Below are 20,709 nucleotides of genomic sequence, written 5' to 3'. Positions count from 1 at the left end.
ATCTCAATTTCGGGTTCAGCAACAAGCAGCGGCTCCGTTTCTTCCACCTTGTATTCATATGCCTGTCGACATGCTGCAGTAGATTTGTAATCAAAAGGCTCAAACTCATAATCCGCGGGCTCATAACCGTAGGATTTTTCTTCGAAAATTTCTTCTGCAAAGCCCTGTGACTCTTCTTCAAAGCCGTACTGTCCGAATTCGTCCCTAACAATATGCCCACCTTCAATCGCTACAACACGCTTTTGCATACGGTCTACGATATCCTTGGCATGCGTTACCATAACGATGGTCGTTCCCGTAATATTAATCTGATTTAATAAATCCATAATTTCTGCTGCAGTGTCCGGGTCCAGATTTCCGGTCGGTTCATCTGCAATGAGCACAGTCGGATTATTGATGATTGCTCTTGCAATAGCAACACGCTGCTGCTCTCCTGCAGAAAGCTCATCAGGATACTTATCCGCCTTATCACTAATACCCACAAGGCTCAAAACCTGTGGCACTTTCTTTCTAATCTGTCTCTTTGGTCTATGTAAGATTTCCATAGCGAATGCTACGTTTTCATATACAGTCTTCTTAGGCAATAGCCTGAAATCCTGAAATACGATGCCAATTTTTCTTCTAAGACCCGGAATTTCACGGTTGCTCAAAGTCGTAACCTCCTGCCCGTCAACCACAATACTTCCGGAATCAGCGTCGATTTCCTTCAGGATTAATTTGATAAATGTAGACTTCCCTGCACCGCTGGGTCCTACAAGGAAAACGAAATCTCCCTTATTAATATGGATACTTGCATTCTCAAGACCAATGTTCGTATTATATGTTTTCGTCACATTGTCGAATGTTATCATAGTGATCCCTTTCGTTTTAAATTTTGTATTTTGTGTTTTACACACACATCTAAATTATACTATATTTCGACCCGTTTTTAAAGGCAAAATAGGACATATTCTGTCGATTACTGTGAAAATTTTGTGAAAATGTCCAAAAGTTTACTTTTTATTTCTTTATTTTCCCATGAAAAGCGGCATGCAAATTCGTCAGCATAAAACAATTCTGGGGCAAACTGGGGTATCCACAGCAACTTTCGATTTTTTAAATATGCAGCAATCTGTCTGCGGCTAACTCCACTGTTACTCCTGTTCACAACCCAGTCAGCAGCAATGCCAGAAAGTTCTATGGTCTTTAGACGCTGGAACCGTTCTTTATGGCGAATCAGCTTCGATGGCATAGGATCAGCTACGATAATCAGCTTGTCCATGTCCGGCAGATGACTGTCCCATGACTGTTCCGCCGCAAAATCAAAGATACAGATTTCCCCCTTTGCACTTTGAATTAGTCTGGCCTGCTGGACGCCGTCAAGGTCTTTCCCCTGCTCCAAAATCCAAGGTGTCGGCAAAATCCAGTTAATTCCTTTCTCCATATTTTTCTTTCCCCTCGCTGGTTTATTCTCCAAAATCAGCCTATAAACATCGTGAAACTGCCTGTTGCTAAAGCGCTGATCCATAGCTGTCGCATCATAAAGAAGACTATTGCATCTGCTGGGTGTCAAACATTGTGTAAATGTCACACTATTCCCCATACCAACAAAATAAAAGGCCAGAGAAGTTGCAACAAAGGTTGTTCCAACACTCTGACCAAGTCCAGTCACTCCGATATTCAGTTGCTGCGGATTCTTCCACTCGTCATTCTCTTTACTGTCCTGCATTCTAATAAAAGTTCTCTCCAGCATAATTTTCCTCTTTACTCTTCAAATCGTAACTACAGTATACATCCAACAAAAAGTAAAATCAAGGGAATTTTGTAATTTAATTACAAAATTCCCTTGTGCAAGGAAGGAGCCCTCTATTTTGCATACTCTGCTCTAAGCTCAATAGTATCTGGCAGTCCCTTTAAATCCGTCTTTACCACTGCAATAGGATAACAGCTAATTTGTGCCATATTCTCAGGTTCTGCCGGATCCGCAAAGGTTGCATAAACGACTAAATTGCTCTTATCCTCCTTGTTTTCCAAGGTAAGCTTATCAATTTCCGCCTCGTAGCCCGCCGTCGGCTTTTCCCCTCTTGTTACGATGATGTAGATTTCACCACCTACTTTGCAAGCAAGCGCTCGTTCTAAATCCCTATATTCCGGCAAAATGTCCGCTTCCAGTTCTCTAGGCATGACTTTCTCCGAAACCTTTTCAAATTTTACGCTAGTCTCTCCGGATTTTAGTCCAAATGCCACTATGAGTCCAATCAGCAAAATCGCCGCTGCCGCAATGGCAATTATCTCCTTTTTCATAAGGCCATCTCCTTTCTCTGCTCTATTAGCACTGTATGAGACAGCCCCTAAAAATATGCAAATTTACTGCAATAACTCCGTTATAGCGCACCTAAAGCTTTGGAAAACGGCTGAAAGCAAAGGCTCCTTGCACAACACTTATGAACCTAACGCATCACCGACACAAAAATGCCAGCGTTAATCATTTTCTGCTAACGCTGGCATCTATATTTCTAATAAATCTCTCTGACAGCTGCTACAATAGCATCTGCTGTCATACCATATTTTTCTTTCAGTTCATCAGGTTTTCCGGATTCTCCGTATGTATCCTGCTGACCGACCATAATCATCTTCGCAGGCTGCTTTGTGCAGAGCACTTCTGCCACCGCACTGCCAAGACCGCCGATGACGGAGTGTTCTTCAGCCGTTACGATTTTACCTGTTTCCTTTGCAGCTTCCACGACTAAATCTACATCTAGCGGTTTGATGGTGTGCATGTCAATCACGCGCACATCGACACCCTCTTCAGCCAGCTGAGAAGCTGCTTCCATAGCCTCTGCAACCATAATGCCTGTGGCGATGACGGTCACGTTTCTGCCCGGACGAAGGACATTACCCTTTCCCAGTTTGATTTCCGCCGTTTCATCGTAGAACACAGGAACCGCCGCTCTTCCCAGTCTTACATAACAAGGTCCCTCAAAGCCGACTGCTTGCTTTAGCAGCATTCTTGCGCTGACACCATCGGACGGATTCACTACCGTCATGCCCGGAATAGTTCGCATCAGCGCCAGGTCCTCAAAAGTCTGATGGCTTGCGCCGTCTTCTCCTACAGTAATCCCAGCGTGGGTTGCACAAATTTTTACATTTGCGCCGGTGTAACCGATGGAATTTCTGATAATCTCAAAGGCTCTGCCTGCTGCAAACATTGCGAAAGTAGACGCACAGACCACTTTTCCCGATAGTGCAAGACCAGCAGCCGTTCCATAAAGATTCTGCTCTGCAATTCCCATATTAAAGAACCGATCTGGATAAGTTTTGCTAAATTCAGCGGTCATAGTAGACTTAGACAAATCCGCATCCATTACAACCAGATTCGGATTTTCTGCCCCCATTTCTACCAAAGCTTTTCCGTAAGCCGCTCTTGTTGCCATCTTATCTGCCATTACCATTCACCTCCCAGTTCCTCTACTGCAAGCTTTGCTTCTTCATCACTTGGGGCTTTGCCATGCCAGCCTGGATTGTCTTCCATAAAGGAAACGCCTTTTCCCTTATGGGTCTTTGCGATAATTACAGTCGGTTTTTCCTTGCAGGCTCTCGCCTTTGCAAAAGCATCCAGTATTTCATCAAAGTCATGTCCGTCAATGACAATTACATTCCAGCCAAAGGCCGCAAATTTTTCGTCGATTGGCTTTACGGTCATAACATCGTCGTTCTTTCCGTCGATTTGCAGACCGTTAAAGTCTACGATAGCCACCATGTTGTCAAGCTTATAATGTGCTGCAGACATGGCTGCTTCCCAGACCAGACCTTCCTGTAGTTCTCCATCTCCTAAAAGGGTGTAGATTCTGCCCGGATTTCCGTCCATTTTATTTGCCAGCGCCATGCCGACACTGACAGAGATGCCCTGGCCCAAAGATCCAGTAGACATTTCAATGCCCGGCACTTTGTGCATATTTGGATGTCCCTGAAAATTGCTTCCTAGCTTACGCAGGCGCATCATATCAGAAACCGGATAGTATCCGCGTTCTGCCAAAGCTGCATACTGCACAGGGCCTGCATGTCCCTTGGATAAAATAAATTTATCCCGGTCCTCCTTTTTGGGGTTCTCCGGGTCTATGTTCATTTCGTTAAAATACAGCGCTGTCACGATATCAGCCGCTGAAAGGGAGCCTCCGGGATGGCCGGAAGCCGCACTATGTATTGCGCGGACTACGTCAATTCTGACTTTCGCCGCCAGTGTTTCCAATTGTTTTTTGTCCATCTTATCCTCCATTATATTTATTTATAGAGAGCCGGAAATCCCGGCTCTCGCGTAAATCAAAGCTGTTATTTTTCAGTGATTTCTAGCCTCGGTAATGCCCAGACTCACAGACAGTGCCTGATCTACTGTAGGCAGCTGTTTCTCACTGAGCGTACCGATATGCTCCTTCAGTCTTCGCTTATCAATGGTGCGAAGCTGTTCTAAAAGCACAACTGAATTTTTGCTAAGTCCGCCGTCGGCGGCGGCAAGTTCCACATGTGTCGGCAATTTTGCCTTTGTCTGCGATGTAATGGCAGCCACAATGATGGTTGGGCTGAATTTATTTCCTACGTCATTTTGAACTACAAGTACTGGTCTGATACCCCCTTGTTCGGAGCCGACTACGGGACTTAGATCCGCAAAATAAAGGTCTCCCTTTTTTACTATCAAAGTCCAACACTCCTTGTCTTAATCGATAATTTCTTTTAAAGCAAAAGGTACGTAATCTGCAATATCACTGGCAGTAAGACCATGCTGACCGATTTTTTCTGCGGCCATATCGCCCGCCATACCGTGTACAAATACTCCTGCTCTGGCTGCATCGTCTGTAGAAAGACCCTGCCCTGCCAGGGATACGATGATTCCCGTAAGAACATCCCCTGCACCGGCAGTCGCCATGCCCGGATTACCTGTAGTATTAATATATGCATCGCCGCCGGAAAGAGCCACCAGTGTATCTGCACCTTTTACGATAACAGCGCAGTGAAATTTTTCCCAAAGAGCCTGTCCGATTTCTTCCTTGGCACAGCCTTTGATCTGCTTTCCAAGAAGCCTTCCCGCCTCCCCTATGTGCGGGGTCAGAATAACCCTGGCTTTGGTACTTCTGAGCAAAACCTGCAGTTTTGCATCCTTTGCTATGGTGTTCAGTCCATCAGCATCGATGATAAACGTACCTGCGTATTCGGTTAATATCCTTTTCAGGATTTCTCTGGTTCTTCTATCAACTCCCATCCCCGGACCTGCTGCAATGGCGTCGTAGCCTGCCAGGTTCCTCTTTGCTTTTCCCCATGGAAGACAGATGCTTTCCGGTACAGAAATTTGTATAACCGGAAAAATCTTTCTCCTCGTACAGACGTTAACCAGACCGCTGCCGCATTTGAGGGCTGCTTTGGAAGAGAACACGGCGGCGCCTGCCATTTCTCTGCTTCCTGCAACAATCAGTACTTTGCCGCAGCTTCCTTTATGTACGTCTTTGGGGCGTCTTCTAATTACAGTATGGACAAAATTTTTGTCCGTTAAACCTGTTATTTGCATTTTTTTAATCCCATTATCTTTATAAACCTAAAATAACCATTGCCATCACAAAATAAATGCTCAGCGCCACAATATCAGAAACCGATGAAATGGCAGGATTTGCAATGAGCGCCGGGTCCAGATTGAGTTTTTTTACAAGAAGCGGCACCATGCTGCCAAGCACCTTTGCAAAGATCACAATGAACAGCATCGCAAGGCAAACTGTCAATGCTACACTATAATCATTGCCGTCAAGCCAGATAATTCGTCCAAAATTAATGATACTTAAAACAGCTCCCAAAAGGGCTCCTATACGCACTTCTTTCCATAAAATCTTAAACACATCAGAAGTATCCACCTCATCGGTGGCAAGACCTCTGATAATCAGCGTTGCCGCCTGAGAGCCTGTGTTTCCGCCAGTTCCCATCAGCATCGGCATATACGCCACCAGGCAGATGATTTCAGAAAGCCTTCCTTCAAAGCCTGTAATCAGCATGCCTGTAAACACATAGGCAACCATGAGGATTACAAGCCATGGCAGCCGGTTCAGGGCATGCTGCATGACCGACTTGTCCAGATATCCCTTGTCGGAATTCTCAAAGTCAATGACACCGTTCATTCTCTCGATATCTTCAGTCGCCTCTTCTTCCATTACATCCAGAATATCATCGACAGTAATAATTCCGACGAGACGGTGCTCGTTGTCCACAACAGGCAATGCCAAAAATCCGTATTTCTTAAAATCTTCAGAGACGTCTTCCTGGTCATCAAATACATTCTCATACACATAGTCTGTGCGCATAATGTTCATAATCTTGGTGTCATCACTGGAAATTACCAGCGTACTTAAAGATACAATGCCAAGCAGCTTTCGCCCGTTGTCTCTGACATAGCAGGTATAGATGGTTTCTGCATCCATGCCTACTTCTTTGATATGTTCCAGCGCCTGCGCTACATTCCACTCCTTGCGCAGACTGATATAGTCCGGCGTCATCAGACTGCCGGCGCTGTTATCCGGATAATTGAGAAAAGTGTTGATCAGCTTTCTCTCGTTCTTCGGTGTTTTTTCTAAAATTCTGTCCACCATATTGGCGGGCAGTTCCTCCAGAATATCGATCTTATCGTCGAAGTCCAGTTCCTGTAAAATAAAATCGATTTCCTTATCTGTGATTACATTTACAATTTCTACTTGATTATCAGTAGACAGTTCTGAAAAGACTTCTGCAGAAACATCCTTTGGAAGCAGCCGGAAAAGGATGATTGTCATATCAATATCGGTTTCTTCCGTGATATCTTCCAGCATGTAGGCAATGTCTACTGCATTAAATTTGAGAAGTTCATCTCTCGCCTGAAAATATCGTTTGTTTTCAAGGAGTTCTAATATCTTTTCAAAGGATTCTTCCCACAATACATCTGCGTCAATAATGACTCTGTTATCCATCTGTCATTCCTCACTTTCACTTGTATTTTCCCTGGCTGTTCTTACTGAACCCAGAAAAATACCGCTAGTGCGAGGATTTTATCCGGCCAGTGAAGCCAAGGATTCTTTTGTTTTTGTTAATGCGTCGATACTTCGTTTGGACGTAGGCCCATTATCCATGTCTTCACTTCCCTTCATAATTATATGTATAGACATTCTTTAACAGTTAATTATACCTCGAAATAGCTCGTGCTTGCAACCTTTTTAGAAAAAAACTTTGTATAACATTCCCTCATACCCGGCAGACAAACTTTCATATAAGAATCTGCATTCGTCAAAATGATTTTGTAAATTTTTACCACATCTTGAAATCGTTGAAATTTCAGTCATTTCCATGTCAGGATTGTTCTTTAAAAAAACCAATCCTTTCCACCCTGAAAGGGTTGACTAAAAAATGTCAAAGTGTTATATTGGAAGAAACAAGAACCATATTATAACATCTTGTAACACTAATTTCTAAAGTTTAATAAGAGAAAAGAGGAGATTAAAATGGGAAAATTAGTTGATCAGTATATTGAAATCGCTAAGAAAAGAAACCCTGGTGAACCAGAATTTATTCAGACTGTAGAAGAAGTATTAACTTCCATCGAGCCTGTTCTGGAAGCACATCCTGAATACGTTGAAGCTGGTCTGATCGAAAGATTGATCGAGCCAGAAAGAGGCATCAGCTTCAGAGTTCCTTGGGTTGACGACGAAGGTAAAGTTCAGGTAAACAGAGGTTACAGATATGAATTCAACAGCGCAATCGGACCTTACAAAGGCGGTCTGCGTTTCGCTGCTAACGTATATCCTGGCATCATCAAGTTCCTGGGATTTGAACAGATCTTCAAAAACAGCTTAACCGGTCTTCCTATCGGCGGCGGCAAAGGTGGTTCTGACTTCGATCCTACTGGAAAATCCGATGCTGAAGTTATGAGATTCTGCCAGTCCTTCATGACTGAGCTTTACAGACACATCGGACCTCACACTGACGTTCCTGCTGGTGACATGGGCGTTGGCGCAAGAGAAATCGGTTACCTCTTCGGACAGTACAAGAGACTGAGCAACAGATACGAAGGCGTTCTGACTGGTAAAGGTCTTGCTTACGGCGGACTTGCAGGAAGAACTGAAGCTACTGGTTACGGTATCGTATTCTTCGCAAGAGAAATGCTGAAACACTGCGGCGAAGAACTGGCAGGCAAAACCGTTGCAGTATCCGGTTTCGGTAACGTTACTTGGGGTACAGTACAGAAGCTGAACCAGCTGGGTGCTAAAGTTATCACTATCTCCGGACCAGACGGATACATCTACGATCCAGACGGCGTAACTCCAGGTGAAAAAGAAGACTACTTACTCGAACTGAGAGCTTCCGGAAAGAACATCTGCGCACCTTATGCAGACAAGTTCCCTGGCGCTACTTTCTACGCTGGCAAGAAACCTTGGGAAGTTAAGGCTGACCTGTACATCCCTTGTGCAACACAGAACGAAATCCGCATCGAAGATGCTAAGACTATGGTCGCTAACGGCTGTAAGTTCCTCTGCGAAGGTGCTAACATGCCGACCACAAACGAAGCAATCGAATACCTGCAGGAAAACGGCGTAATCGTTGGACCTTCCAAGGCTGCAAACGCTGGCGGCGTAGCTTGCTCCTGCATCGAAATGGGACAGAACGCAGGTCACACTGTATTCTCCCCTGCTCAGGTTTATGAACAGCTTGAAACTATCATGGTTAACATCCACAAGAACGCTGCTGCTGCTTGTGAAAAATACGGTCTGGGCTATGACCTGATCAAGGGCGCAAACATCGCTGGTTTCGAAAAGGTTGCAGAAGCTATGATGGCTCAGGGTATTGTATAATGATTTGCTCTGTGAGCAGAGCGAACAGTTAAGCAAACCTTATGCTTTGGGAGACCTAACCCAACGAGCAAAGCGAATTGCAGGTAGGTCCCCTGTCAGGAGTGCAGCACTTCAGCGCGTGGCACTCTACGGCTAATCCCCAAGAGAACAAGCACTCTGTGCGAAGTTCGATTGGCAAGGATTTAGTCGTATAATGGCTCCTGCCCGAGCAAACAATATTCCAAAAACAAAATTGAGGACTGCATTTCGCAGTCCTCTTTTGATTAACTCCAGTAGGATAAGTTTAACCCAAATTGTGTTTTTATTAAAAAAGTGTATAAATACATCGGCTTCTCCCTTCGCATGTCTTACATTTTTTGCAAGATGCTTCGTAAATCTCCATTAACCTTGCAAAAAAAGCAAGTTTTCTGCTTAAAAATCACTTCAGCAGACATCTTTGTAAGTATGAAAGAGAATCCCTCGCATCATTCTTATACATTTTTTTAGTATTTTCTAGTTTTCGGTTAAGATTTGGGCATCCGCTTATACACTTTTTTATCAAAAATCCGTTTTAGGTTAAAGTCTAGTCTCCTCTCCTCATCTCGCACGCCTTATTTACCTGCCCTGCACACCTAGATCTCTCCGCTTTACCGCAAACCGCACAAAGTACAGCACCAGCATAACGCACCAGGACAACCCTTCTGCATAAGCGATGACCATATTATCCCAAAGTCCGACCAGTGTGTAGGACATGATAATACGTGAAATCAGCGCAACAATACCAATGACACTGGAATATGCCACATCACCAATACCTTCCAGCGCGCCGCGAAATGCCATGCAAAGTCCGTAAATCGGATAGAAACAGCCAAATCTGCGGAAGAAATTGCCGCCAATCAACGCGGCTTCCTCACCAACGCCGAACATGGACACCAGGTACTGCCCCATAAATACAACAAACAGCGTCAGTACCACGGAGATAACCGCCGCCAGAGCCGTCCCCGCCTTAAAAAAGCGAAAAATTCTTTTTTTGTCACCTGCACCGTCAGACTGAGCAGCCATCGTCGAAATCGCAGTCCCCATATGTACCACCGGAAGTAGCGCCACCGTATCCACTCTGTATGCTGTCGTAATTGCCGCCACCGTCTGCGTGCCAAAACCATTCATAAAATTCTGCAAAACCATATTTCCAAGAGCATTGACGCTGCTTTGAATCATCGGTGGAATTCCAAGTCGCAGTCCTTCCCTCAGCATTTTTCTATCCACAAGCGTCCTTCCGCGAGAAAGAGAAAAACGCAGCATTGAGTGTTTCTTTGCGGCATAGCAAATGATAAATATCGTCATCAAGATTTGTGCCACCGTTGTCGCAAGCGCGGCTCCGACAACGCCCCAGCCCATTGCCGCCACGAAAAGCACATCCAGCACGAAGTTAACCGCCGAAGAAAGCAGAATCGCAAAAAAAGGTGCTTTGCTATCGCCAATTGCGCGAAGTGCCGCAAAATACACATTATATACTGCCAGAAAAGGAATGCCAATGAAACTCAGCTGCAAATACCGCTCTGACAACACAAAAATTTCAGCAGGCGTATTGAGAAGCCTGAGCATCGCTCCTGACAGGGCTACTCCCGCCACGGAAAGAACCAGAAACACCCCGCCGACCGCAAAAAGAAAGGTAGATAAAATAGCAGAAAGCCGGTCCGTTTCTGCTGCGCCATATTTTCTCGCAAATAAAATGCCAAGGCCACCCGTAAAACCTGTCATCACCATGACAAAAAATCCGATGATTACACCCGTCGCGCCGATTGCAGCCAGTGCATTTTCACCTTCTACATTCCCTACGATGAACGCATCTACCCAGCTGTACAGCTGCTGCAAAATACCACTGAGAATTAAAGGCAAACTGAATTTGACCAGAATCATAAAAACCTTTTCATTCGTTATTCTTTCTTCCAAAACTTTCGCCCTCCTCTCAAAAAAACCGTATACAAGACTAGCCTGCATACGGTAGGTGCTCACCCGTTTTCTATTTATTCTATTACCAGTATAACCCATAGCCTCCTGCTGTACAAGAGGGAAATTATACACTTTCCCGCAAATATTTTTGTAATTTCTCCAAAAGACCCTCCGTCACGTAATACCCTTCCCGGTAAGCCTTCTTCATTTTTTCTGGGTTCCGCTCTGTTCTTCCTATATCCAAATCCCCCATCGGTGCAATCACAAAAGCTCTTCCGGTCTCTTCTTCAGCCGCCACAAGTTCCAGTGACTGGTTATAAGTCTGCGCCCGCTTTTCGTAAGACGCAACCATATTCGGATAATCCCTGTATTTCCGCTTCATCACCTTCAGCAGCATGCCATTTGTCCGCTTTTTTCGATAATCTCTGGGTCTTGTAAGAATCACTATATTCTTTTCGTTTCCCTGCCGGATGGATTGCGCCAGTGGAATAGAATCCGAAATGCCACCGTCCATATAAAGCCCGCCGCCGATTTCTACCATATTGGCAAGAAAAGGAAGCGATGCCGACGCCCTCACCCATTCCACATCGCGAAACATATCTCCCACCACAGGATATTCAGCTTCACCAGTTACGCAATTTGTGACTACCGGCTGAAATTTAATTCCGCTTGCAGTAAACGCATCGTTATCAATTGGATACAGCTGCTCTGGAATCGTATGATAAATAAATTCAGCCCCAAACAAGTCTCCTGTCGTCCGCAAACTATGCAGACTGCAGTATTCTTTTCTATCGAGATAATCCAGGTTGACTGCAAGCGCCCGGTCCCTCTGTCCTGCCACATAGCTGCATCCGTGACACGCGCCTGCCGACACGCCGATGACGTTATCAAAGCGAATTCCTGCGTCCAAAAAACAATCTAAAACACCGGCGGCAAAGATCCCACGCATGCCGCCTCCTTCAATTACCAGTCCTTTACTCATACTTCCCCTCCAATTTCATCTCAATACCGCAGCCGGCGCCAAACAAATACAGATACGCTTCCTTTACCGGCTTTCCATAAGTTTTTGCAAGCGCGCGGCAGTAAATGGCAATCTGCTGCCTGTACATCTGCCGCAGTCTGTCCGCTTCCTGTTCAAAAGGCTTTTCTCTATCAATCCAGTTGGTTTTATAATCAAACAGTACCAGACCGTCTTCCTCTTCAAAACTGCAGTCAATAATACCCTGCACGATAACATTTTCTCCATCCATCTCCATCTGCAGGTTAAACGGTCTTTCTCTCTGCAGACTACCCGCAGCAAACGCCTTTGCGCAGCGCTTTCCCAGTTCGCTTTCAAAGAAGTCCGTAATCCGCGAAAGCCTTACTGCTGCAATTTCTTCCGCTGTAAAAATTTCCTGCTCTATCATTTCTGCGACAGCAGTTTTCAGATAATCTATGCCCTCTCTGGCCGCCGCTGCGAAGTCAATTCGCTCCATAATTCCATGATATACAGTACCTCGCTCCGCTGCAGTAAGCTTTTTTTCACCTTGCCGAAACTTCGGCACCGCTAGCTCTTCCACAAAGGAGGACTCCAGCAGCTCTGCCTTTCGGTTGATTTCTGTAACCGAGTACTTGGATTTCAGACTCCTGGCATGTTCATAAGGATAGAAGAAATCCAGTTTTCTCAAGACCCTCAATCCTTCTTCCTCCGAAACCTCTCCGTCATAAATAGCCTGACTCATCGGATTTACAAAATATATCGGTTCCTCACTTTGCCCACCTGAAAGCAGATTGGCATTGATCATTTCCAGCGAAGAAGCCTGATCTGCCATGGACAGGTACATAGAATCACCTCCCATAGCGCTTTCCCTGGCTGCAAGGAACTTTTCTCCATCCTTAACCGTTCCCGTCATATAGAGAATATCCTTTGCGCGGGTTAAAGCCACGTACAGAATTCTGATTTCCTCCTGCACCTCTTCTCTATGGACCTGTTTCTGCAAAAGCCGTTGAAGCAGGGTCTGTTTGTACCAGTGGCCTTCATAATCGCTGAGAGTCATTGCGACACCAATATCCTTGTGCAACGTTATGCCGCTTCCCATCTTGGTGTAATTGAGTCTGCGACCCATGCCACTGACGATAACCATAGGAAACTCCAGCCCTTTACTTTTATGAATCGTCATAATGCGCACCAGATTGTCGTTTTCTCCCACCAGCTTTACCTGCCCCATGGAGACTTTTCGCTGCTTCACCGCCTCGATATACCGGACAAAGCTGTAAAGGGAGCTTTGTCTATCCTTACTGTAGCTTTCCGCCTTATCGACCAGCGCACGAAGGTTTGCCTGCCTCTGCGTACCGCTGGGCATGGCGCCGATTTCGACATAGTATCCGGTTTCCAAAAGCAGATTCCAGATAAATTTTCCAAGGGGCAACGATGTTGCCATGGTTTTCCATTCTTTTAACTTTGCAAGAACCTCTCTGCACCTTTGTGCAAGTTCCTGATTTGCTCCGCTCTCTGCGTAAGCCGAAAAAGCCTGGCTGTAGGTTCCCTCCTTGTGGGCTGCACGAATCAGCGCCAAGTCCTCAGAGGAAAAACCAAAAATTTCAGCGTGAAGTGTGCTGATTAATGGCACATCCTGCATTTTATTGTCTATTACCGATAGAAGATTCATGAACACATTAATCTCCATCGTGTCAAAGTAGCCCTCGCTGTCATCCACAAAGCTTTCAATGCCGTTTTGCTTTAAAATCTGATAAAATACATCGGCATAATTTCGCACGCCGCGCATGAGAATTACGATGTCGCGAAGACAGATTTCCCGCTCCCTTCCTGCCTTATGGTCATAAAACCGTTTTCCCAGATTTTCCTTGATGATCCGGCTGACGGCAAGGGCTTCAATTTCGGCATTTTTCAAATTAGCAAGTTCTTCATCGCCTGCGTCCACTGTGGCAACATCCACTACCTTGACCTCAGGCAGATAACTGTATTCTCCGTCGTAGTCAAGACCAGGATAGAGCATTGCCTCCTCATTATAGTCCTCCATAACACCTGTAAAAATCTTGTTAATTTCTTTCAGAATCACCGGCTTACTTCGGAAATTTTTGTTCAAATCAATTTTAATGGAATTTGCGTTCTCTTTTCCATAACTGATATACTTCTCTTTGAAAATCTCCGGCTCTGCCAGTCGGAATTTATAGATACTCTGTTTAATATCGCCTACCATGAATAAATTATTCTCTCGCTTAATCTTGGAGATAATCTCTTCCTGCAAAATATTGGTATCCTGATACTCGTCGATAAAAATATACTGAAATTTGTTTCTGTAAAACTCTGCTGCTTGGGGCTCCTTTAGAATTTCCAGGCAGAAATGCTCGATATCGTTGAAATCCACCAGCTTTTTTTCTGCCTTCGCCGCTTTAAAAATTCCGTCAAAATCCAGAAGCAGCTTCTGCAAGGTTTTCGCCATCGGCGCAGTCTTGTTCATTTCCTCAATCTGCTCGCAAAAAGGCGCAAGGAAAAAGGTCTTCTGCATTTCATCAATCAAAGAAGCGGCTTTCTTTCGGCATGCCGCAACCTGCTCTTTAATCAGGGCATAGTCCTCTTTCTCATCTTTTTTTGTAGTCAGACGCAGACTCTTAAATGCCGCCGCTGCTTCTCCCAATTCCTCAAAGGCTTTCTGCCCGACAAGCGCTGCAATATGCTGATATTGAGGCAGTTCCTCCAAAGCAACCTTTTCTGCCATTCGGCAAAGACCTGCCTCATCTAGCAGATCAGCGCTGCGCTGTGCGTATTCCAGCGCCTTTTCTGCAGACTCCTCAATAAAATCCCAGATATACGCCATCAGAGGTGAAGCTTTCATTTCCTCTTCATTCATGGAAAGCTGCGCAATTTTTTCATCCAGCCACTGCCACGGATAAGGAAGAGACTGCAGCACGTTATATGCTTCTTCCAAAATCGTGCGGATTTTACTCTGGTTACGGTCGCCGGAATACCAGTTAAGAAATCCGTAAAACTCCTCGCTATCCGCTGCAAACCAGTTTTCCAGCAGCAAATCCATAGCATCTTCTTTAAGAATCGTCCTCTGCGCATCATCGCAGATGGAAAAGCCTGGCTCAATCTCTGCCTGATAAAAAAAGCGCCGAATGACATCCAGGGCAAAGGCGTGGAAAGTGCTGATATTTGCTCTTGCAAGCAGCGCCAGCTGTTCTCTCAGCTTACCTGCCTGCTCTGGCGCCTTATCGATTTCTTCGATGAGTGCTTTGCGGATTTTCTCCTTCATCTCCGCTGCCGCCGCATTGGTAAAAGTTACAATCAGCATCCGATCGATAGGCACGCCTTCTTCTATAACAAGTTTTTTAATGCGCTCCACCAAAACAGCAGTCTTACCCGAGCCCGCTGCTGCTGCTACCAGTATATTTTTATCACGCTGGTCGATTGCCAGCTGCTGTTCTTTGGTCCAAGCCATATCTGCCTCCATATTTTATCACTGCTTATTCCATTATACCAAAAAATTTGCTATAATGAAGAAAGAATCTTAGAAACGGAGATGAATTTATGTATATAAACAATAGACCAACCATGCTGATGATTTTAGATGGGTTTGGGCTCAACCCTGAAAGGGCTGGCAACGCCATTGCCGCCGCTAAAACGCCCAACTTGGATATGATTTTTTCAAAATATCCGAAGACCAGTTTATCAGCCAGCGGTCTTTCCGTAGGGCTTCCCGAAGGACAGATGGGAAATTCCGAAGTGGGACACCTGAATATCGGCGCAGGCCGTATCGTATACCAGGAACTTACCCGAATCACAAAATCCATCGAGGATGGAGATTTTTTTGAAAATCCAGCGCTGAATACAGCAATGGAGCACGCTCTTTCCTGCGATTCTACGCTGCACCTTTTGGGACTTCTTTCCGATGGCGGTGTCCACAGTCATATCAGCCATCTCTTTGCCCTCCTTACCATGGCGAAAAAGAAAGGGCTTTCCAAGGTACTTGTCCACTGCTTCCTCGATGGTCGCGATGTTCCTCCAAGGTGTGCAAATCAGTATATCGAAGCACTTCAAAATCACATGCACCAACTGGGAGTTGGCGAAATCGCTGTAATTTCTGGCAGGTATTACGCTATGGACAGAGATAAACGCTGGGACAGAGTCGAAAAAGCTTATGATGCCATGACGCTGGGACAGGGTCTTTCTGCCGCTACAGGCTGCAGTGCAGTAACCACTGCTTATCAGCGGGATGAAAATGACGAATTTGTTCTGCCAACCGTTACCGGCGCCGGCACAGTAAACGATGATGACGCCATGATTATGTTTAACTTCCGTCCGGACAGAGCAAGAGAAATCACCCGTGCCTTTGCAGATCCCGATTTCGATGGCTTCCCTCGCAAAAAGACCATCAAGAATTTAAAATATGTCTGCATGACCCAGTACGATGCATCCATGCCAAATGTAGAAGTCGCCTTCCCGCCGCAGACTCTAAAAAATACCTTCGGTGATTACATTGCGTCTTTGGGACTTACCCAGCTTCGCATTGCCGAAACCGAAAAATACGCCCATGTAACCTTTTTCTTTAACGGCGGCATCGAAGCGCCTGCAGACGGCGAAGATCGGATTCTGGTACCTTCTCCGAAGGTTACCACCTATGATCTTCAGCCTGAGATGAGCGCCCTTGCGGTAACAGAACGGGTACTAGCGCAAATTGAGGCAGGCAAGTATGATTGTATCGTACTCAACTTCGCCAATGCAGATATGGTAGGACATACCGGTATCATGGAGGCTGCTGTCAAAGCGATCGAAACCTTAGACATATGCGTGCCAAAAATTGTCGATGCTGTACTTGCCAAAGGCGGTCAAATTCTTCTGACTGCAGACCACGGCAACGCTGACTGTATGGTCGACAAAGCAGGTAATGTGGTAACTGCCCACTCTCTGAATCCCGTTCCGCTTGTACATATTGCGAAAAATCCGGTTGATCTTGCTGACGGCGGCAAACTGTGCGATATCGCACCGACTATGCTGCGTCTGATGGGACTTTCCATTCCAGAAGAAATGACCGGAAAGAGCCTAATAAAATAATTCCTTTATGAAAAACGAGGTCGTCCTCTTGGGCGATACCTCGTTTTTTACTTACGCTTGTCTCTGTTTCACAAACTCAATTGCCTCTTTGCCAGACAGATGGTCGATAGCAATTTCAACCATGGTGACTTGTTTAAAGGATCCATCAATTTCCTTTGCCATAGCCTCCGGTGTTTCATCGGGAGAATATCTCTTCCCCAGAGCCTCCAGCGCTGCTCTCTTTTCAGCAGGGTCGTCCAGAACTCTCGCTTTTCCAAAGGCTATAACACTACGGAAATAAGTAGTGAACTCCTCCGGCACCACCTGATCCGTATCGATAACGCAAAAAGACACTTTCTCACAGCGAGCGATTGCGTCCAGCTTATGTCCTTCCTTTGCGCAATGGAAATAAATCTTGCCGTCTGTGTACACATAGCTGAGCGGCACTGCATAAGGATAACCATCGTCGCCTGCTGCAGCTAAAACGCCTGCAGTATTCCGCTCTAAAACTGCTGCACTGTCCTCAAAGGACATAGCCTGCTTCGTTCTTCTCATTACTCTAAACATACTAATAACCTTTCCTTTCTTAAAAAAAATACCGCCTCCCATTCACTCCTTCTAAGGCCTAACGGCGTGAATAAAAAGCGTTACCCGGCGGTAATTCATTCAGTTTCTAACTAGAGTTTAATACAAAAAAATCGCCTCGTCAAGAAAAATTTGACGAGGCTGCATCTTGAATTTTTATTCTTCCTGTTGGTATTCCTTTTCCATTTCTTCCCGCTCAAGTTCCTCTCGCTTTACCATAGCTTTGATACGGGCAGTCTGGGAATCGTTGACATGTTTTTCTAAAAAAGCCTTGGTATTATCACTTAAATCTTTGCCATGCCTTTCGTTAAAATCTGCCACTTTTTCCTGAAATTCATCCCACTCAGGCTGTCTTTTCTTCTTCATCCATTCAGTCGCAAAGTGTAAGATTAAACCAAGCACCAGTATCACGATTAGAAGTATCAACTTCGGAATTATTCTTGTTGCCGGATTCATACTTCCACCTCCTACTATCATGACAAGTTCCTTTATTTTATACATTATATCATGTCTAAGTAGTAATGTAAATGTGGAGGCGGAATTTTCTCATAATTATTTACACTTGATACTTTCCAATAATCTTTTCCGCTACCTTAATCCCGTCGCAAGCCGCGCTCATAATGCCGCCTGCATAGCCGGTTCCCTCTCCTGCCGGATAAAAGCCTCCAAAGGTTCCCTCCATGTTTTCGTTTCTCGCAAAACGAACCGGCGAAGAGCTTCTTGTCTCCACTGCGGTAAGTACTGCGCTGTCATCATCAAAACCGGCAAGTTTTCTGCCCAAATGCGGCATTGCCTCTCTGATAGATTCCACCGCAAAATCAGGAAGCGATCCAATTACCGCAGCAGCAGTATCTTCATCGTCTCTAAATTCCGCCCAAGTCGTCTTCGGTGCCCGATAAGTTCCTCCACCCAGCGCAAATGCCAGTTTCTCATATTTTTCCTGGAATTCGATTCCTGCCAGTGGACTCGGTGATCCGAAGTCTTCACAGCGCACGTCGACCAAAAGACCGCTGTTGGCAGTACCGCTGTCTCTTGCTCGATTGCTCATCCCGTTGGTCACCACACCGCCTTCCTGAGAAGACGCAACTACTACCTGTCCACCTGGACACATACAGAACGTATATACACCACGACCGTTTGCACAGTGATGAGAAAGTTTATAGTCTGCCGGCGGAAGCTGCGATGCTCCGTCACCATACTGTGCTCTGTCAATGAGCCTCTGAGGATGTTCAATCCGCACCCCAATAGAAAATGGCTTCTGCTGCATTTTAATTCCACGACCGGCAAGATAGCGAAAAGTATCTCTAGCGCTGTGTCCAATGGCAAGCACTACATCTTCTGTAAAAATTTCTTCCTCCTTGCCGTCCTTCACCACCACGACGGATTTTACACACTTATTTTTCGTCTTCACTTTCACAAAACGAGTATTAAAGCGAACCTCACCGCCAAGGCGAATGATTTCTTCGCGAATGTTTTTTACAACGGTTCTAAGAACATCTGTACCGATATGCGCCCTCTGTTTATAGAGAATGTCCGGGTCTGCCCCCGCTCTGACAAAATCAGAAAGAACCCGCCGGATCCGAGGATCTTTAATGCCGGTTGTCAGCTTTCCATCGGAAAAGGTGCCTGCGCCTCCTTCTCCAAACTGAACATTGGACTCCGGATTCAAAATCCCGTCTTCCCAAAACTTTTCTACATCCTGCACCCTCTGTTCAATTTCTGCACCTCGTTCGATAATCAGAGGTTTCAGCCCGCGTCTTGCCAAAGTCAAACCTGCAAACATACCGCAAGGCCCAAACCCGATGATAACCGGTCTGTGATTCAGTTCCCGATCACCGCAAGGCACTTCTATATAGGTCATATCCGGCGCTTCCTCCACGCCTGTCTTTCCGCCGCAGCGAATGTGAATATAGTCTCTGGGACGCTGTCTTGTCACCACAGAAAAGTCTACAGAGTAGACTTTCTTTATATCTTTTTTATCTCTGGCGTCAATGGACTCTTTAACAATTTCTACATCTGTCAGAATATAGTCTCTATTTCCCAGTTTCTTTAATATTTTCTTCGGTAAATCGGCTGTAGATTCCTGCAGGCTCAGTTTCACCTGATGAATTCTATATCTGGGCGTCATTTTGCCATCCCCTTTCCAGCCAGCATGCCTGTCTCCCATGCGTACTGGAGATTAAATCCGCCGCATGGACCATCATAATCCAGTACCTCGCCAGCAAAATACAAGTTTTTTACAAGGCGTGACTCCATCGTCTGCGCCAACACTTCGCTAAGTTCTACGCCACCTTTTGTCACCTGCGCAAAATCCCATCCCTTCACACCTTTCGGCGAAAGAGGAAACGCCTTTAAGAGCCGTCCGCTCTCTGCTGTATCCCCCTCGGCAAGACGTTCAATCATCTCTGCAACAGGCCTTTTTACAAGAAACTGCAGCAATCTCGATGCTGCGATACCTTGCGCCTTGCGTAATTCCAAAACACTGACCATATCCTCTCTATCCGGAAAAAAATCTATTTCAATTTTATAGTCATCAAAGCCATCTGCAAAAGAAGCCCCCGGAGGAATCAACAGAAACCTAGACAGATTGAAAACACAAATTCCAGAAACGCCTGTCTTAGTAAACTGAACCTCACCATTTTCAGAAAAAATAAGCTCATTCTGATAAAGCAGCTTCACCTGTGCCTTTGCGCGAATCCCGGCAAGTTTTTCCAGATTCTCCTTCACTTCAACTGCCGTAAGAACTGGAACCGGTTTTCGAATCTGATGCCCCAGACTCTTTGCAAACCGAAATCCGTCTCCCGTGCTGCCAAAAGCCGCACCTGCCTTACCGCCGCAAGAGATGAGAAGCTTCTGCGATTGGATTGTTTTGTTCTTCAGTTCAACAACAAAACAATCCTGTTTTTCGATGGACTGGACCTCTGAAGATGTCATAACTTCAATGCCAAGCTCCCGTATTTTTTGCTCCAGCGCCTCTCGCACCGCCGCTGCGTCTTCTATATATGGGTAAACTCTTCCTGCAGAATCGGTTCTCGTTAAAATTCCCAATCCTTCAAAAAAAGCCAAGGTCTGATCCACATTGGGGCAGGCTACATTGGAAAGATTGCATTTTCCATTTCCAGTCGCAGAAATCTTTCTCCCAAGCTGATTCTTTTTCTCTAAAATCAGAATCCTGCGAGCGGGGTTCTCCTCCTTTGCACAAATCGCCGCGGTCATTCCTGCAGCGCCGCCGCCAATTATACATATATCTAACATTTTTAGCTGCTTCCTTTCATTTATCCTTTTGGAAAATCTTCGTTGCACTCGTTTTCTGCGGGTTAGGCTCGC

16 protein-coding genes and 1 pseudogene are annotated in these 20,709 nt (G+C 45.5%); 2 read left to right on the top strand and 15 right to left on the bottom strand.

All coding sequences use genetic code 11. The annotated features are described in order from the left end of the window. Positions 1–176: 176 nt before the first annotated feature. From ftsE to mgtE, 8 genes and pseudogenes are all read right to left on the bottom strand, one after another. A pseudogene (gene ftsE, locus V1225_RS06475) lies at positions 177–851 on the bottom strand (cell division ATP-binding protein FtsE); the annotation flags it as partial. 107 nt (positions 852–958) lie between these two features. Beyond that, on the bottom strand, positions 959–1,732 hold the full coding sequence (locus tag V1225_RS06470; protein ID WP_160200712.1) for a hypothetical protein: 774 nt from the start codon (positions 1,730–1,732) through the stop codon (positions 959–961). A gap of 113 nt (positions 1,733–1,845) precedes the next feature. Then, positions 1,846–2,283 (bottom strand): protease complex subunit PrcB family protein, encoded by a 438-nt coding sequence (locus V1225_RS06465; protein ID WP_338547985.1) that lies wholly within the window; start codon positions 2,281–2,283, stop codon positions 1,846–1,848. A 212-nt stretch (positions 2,284–2,495) separates the two neighbouring features. Next, positions 2,496–3,425 (bottom strand): transketolase family protein, encoded by a 930-nt coding sequence (locus V1225_RS06460; protein WP_338547983.1) that lies wholly within the window; start codon positions 3,423–3,425, stop codon positions 2,496–2,498. Beyond that, positions 3,425–4,243, bottom strand: a complete 819-nt coding sequence (locus tag V1225_RS06455) for a transketolase (RefSeq protein WP_161908681.1) — start codon at positions 4,241–4,243, stop codon at positions 3,425–3,427. The genes V1225_RS06460 and V1225_RS06455 overlap by 1 nt, the downstream gene beginning before the upstream one ends. A gap of 72 nt (positions 4,244–4,315) precedes the next feature. Further along, positions 4,316–4,672, bottom strand: a complete 357-nt coding sequence (locus V1225_RS06450; protein ID WP_160200716.1) for a type II toxin-antitoxin system PemK/MazF family toxin — start codon at positions 4,670–4,672, stop codon at positions 4,316–4,318. Between the two features lie 18 nt (positions 4,673–4,690). Next, positions 4,691–5,536, bottom strand: a complete 846-nt coding sequence (locus tag V1225_RS06445) for an NAD(P)H-hydrate dehydratase (RefSeq protein WP_338547980.1) — start codon at positions 5,534–5,536, stop codon at positions 4,691–4,693. Positions 5,537–5,555: 19 nt separating this feature from the next. Next, positions 5,556–6,956 carry a magnesium transporter gene (mgtE, locus tag V1225_RS06440; protein ID WP_160200718.1) on the bottom strand — a complete coding sequence of 467 codons (1,401 nt, stop codon included), beginning with the start codon at positions 6,954–6,956 and terminating at the stop codon, positions 5,556–5,558. Positions 6,957–7,484: 528 nt separating this feature from the next. Here mgtE and gdhA point away from each other — a divergent pair. Further along, positions 7,485–8,831: an NADP-specific glutamate dehydrogenase gene (gene gdhA / locus V1225_RS06435; RefSeq protein ID WP_160200719.1), complete on the top strand. Its 1,347-nt coding sequence runs from the start codon at positions 7,485–7,487 to the stop codon at positions 8,829–8,831. A 594-nt stretch (positions 8,832–9,425) separates the two neighbouring features. Here gdhA and V1225_RS06430 read toward each other — a convergent pair. From V1225_RS06430 to addA, 3 genes are all read right to left on the bottom strand, one after another. Further along, positions 9,426–10,763, bottom strand: a complete 1,338-nt coding sequence (locus tag V1225_RS06430) for an MATE family efflux transporter (RefSeq protein ID WP_338547978.1) — start codon at positions 10,761–10,763, stop codon at positions 9,426–9,428. A 124-nt stretch (positions 10,764–10,887) separates the two neighbouring features. Next, on the bottom strand, positions 10,888–11,745 hold the full coding sequence (locus tag V1225_RS06425; RefSeq protein ID WP_251613143.1) for a patatin family protein: 858 nt from the start codon (positions 11,743–11,745) through the stop codon (positions 10,888–10,890). Next, the gene (gene addA / locus V1225_RS06420) at positions 11,738–15,205 is read right to left on the bottom strand and encodes a helicase-exonuclease AddAB subunit AddA (RefSeq protein ID WP_251613145.1); all 3,468 of its coding nucleotides are present in this window, start codon (positions 15,203–15,205) and stop codon (positions 11,738–11,740) included. The genes V1225_RS06425 and addA overlap by 8 nt, the downstream gene beginning before the upstream one ends. Positions 15,206–15,294: 89 nt before the next feature. On the opposite strand from addA, the gene gpmI reads away from it, so the two are divergent. Continuing rightward, complete coding sequence (gene gpmI / locus V1225_RS06415) at positions 15,295–16,818, top strand: 2,3-bisphosphoglycerate-independent phosphoglycerate mutase (RefSeq protein ID WP_338547974.1); 1,524 nt, start codon at positions 15,295–15,297, stop codon at positions 16,816–16,818. A gap of 51 nt (positions 16,819–16,869) precedes the next feature. Here the strand turns inward: gpmI and V1225_RS06410 are convergent, their stop codons facing one another. The 4 genes from V1225_RS06410 to V1225_RS06395 all read right to left on the bottom strand — a co-directional run bounded on the left by V1225_RS06410 (position 16,870) and on the right by V1225_RS06395 (position 20,637). Further along, positions 16,870–17,364 carry a pyridoxamine 5'-phosphate oxidase family protein gene (locus V1225_RS06410; protein WP_161908678.1) on the bottom strand — a complete coding sequence of 165 codons (495 nt, stop codon included), beginning with the start codon at positions 17,362–17,364 and terminating at the stop codon, positions 16,870–16,872. Positions 17,365–17,538: 174 nt separating this feature from the next. Next, positions 17,539–17,838 (bottom strand): hypothetical protein, encoded by a 300-nt coding sequence (locus tag V1225_RS06405; RefSeq protein WP_161908677.1) that lies wholly within the window; start codon positions 17,836–17,838, stop codon positions 17,539–17,541. A gap of 100 nt (positions 17,839–17,938) precedes the next feature. Continuing rightward, the gene (locus V1225_RS06400; RefSeq protein ID WP_338547972.1) at positions 17,939–19,510 is read right to left on the bottom strand and encodes an FAD-dependent protein; all 1,572 of its coding nucleotides are present in this window, start codon (positions 19,508–19,510) and stop codon (positions 17,939–17,941) included. Further along, entirely contained in the window at positions 19,507–20,637 is a 1,131-nt protein-coding gene (locus tag V1225_RS06395; protein ID WP_338547970.1) for an aminoacetone oxidase family FAD-binding enzyme, read from the bottom strand. The genes V1225_RS06400 and V1225_RS06395 overlap by 4 nt, the downstream gene beginning before the upstream one ends. Positions 20,638–20,709 lie beyond the last annotated feature (72 nt).

This window comes from Emergencia sp. JLR.KK010 (assembly GCF_037018265.1).
Classification (GTDB): domain Bacteria; phylum Bacillota; class Clostridia; order Peptostreptococcales; family Anaerovoracaceae; genus Senimuribacter; species Senimuribacter intestinalis.
Note: the sequence above shows the minus strand (reverse complement) of the source record. Positions and strands in the feature narration are given on the sequence as shown.

What these genes read in the sequence shown, in the direction of transcription:
- V1225_RS06470 (WP_160200712.1), bottom strand. Translation starts at nt 1,732, where the DNA reads ATGCTGGAGAGAACTTTTATTAGAATGCAGGACAGTAAAGAGAATGAC.
- V1225_RS06465 (WP_338547985.1), bottom strand. Translation starts at nt 2,283, where the DNA reads ATGAAAAAGGAGATAATTGCCATTGCGGCAGCGGCGATTTTGCTGATT.
- V1225_RS06455 (WP_161908681.1), bottom strand. Translation starts at nt 4,243, where the DNA reads ATGGACAAAAAACAATTGGAAACACTGGCGGCGAAAGTCAGAATTGAC.
- gdhA (WP_160200719.1), top strand. Translation starts at nt 7,485, where the DNA reads ATGGGAAAATTAGTTGATCAGTATATTGAAATCGCTAAGAAAAGAAAC.
- V1225_RS06395 (WP_338547970.1), bottom strand. Translation starts at nt 20,637, where the DNA reads ATGTTAGATATATGTATAATTGGCGGCGGCGCTGCAGGAATGACCGCG.
- V1225_RS06400 (WP_338547972.1), bottom strand. Translation starts at nt 19,510, where the DNA reads ATGACGCCCAGATATAGAATTCATCAGGTGAAACTGAGCCTGCAGGAA.
- mgtE (WP_160200718.1), bottom strand. Translation starts at nt 6,956, where the DNA reads ATGGATAACAGAGTCATTATTGACGCAGATGTATTGTGGGAAGAATCC.
- V1225_RS06425 (WP_251613143.1), bottom strand. Translation starts at nt 11,745, where the DNA reads ATGAGTAAAGGACTGGTAATTGAAGGAGGCGGCATGCGTGGGATCTTT.
- V1225_RS06410 (WP_161908678.1), bottom strand. Translation starts at nt 17,364, where the DNA reads ATGTTTAGAGTAATGAGAAGAACGAAGCAGGCTATGTCCTTTGAGGAC.
- V1225_RS06405 (WP_161908677.1), bottom strand. Translation starts at nt 17,838, where the DNA reads ATGAATCCGGCAACAAGAATAATTCCGAAGTTGATACTTCTAATCGTG.
- addA (WP_251613145.1), bottom strand. Translation starts at nt 15,205, where the DNA reads ATGGCTTGGACCAAAGAACAGCAGCTGGCAATCGACCAGCGTGATAAA.
- V1225_RS06460 (WP_338547983.1), bottom strand. Translation starts at nt 3,425, where the DNA reads ATGGCAGATAAGATGGCAACAAGAGCGGCTTACGGAAAAGCTTTGGTA.
- gpmI (WP_338547974.1), top strand. Translation starts at nt 15,295, where the DNA reads ATGTATATAAACAATAGACCAACCATGCTGATGATTTTAGATGGGTTT.
- V1225_RS06445 (WP_338547980.1), bottom strand. Translation starts at nt 5,536, where the DNA reads ATGCAAATAACAGGTTTAACGGACAAAAATTTTGTCCATACTGTAATT.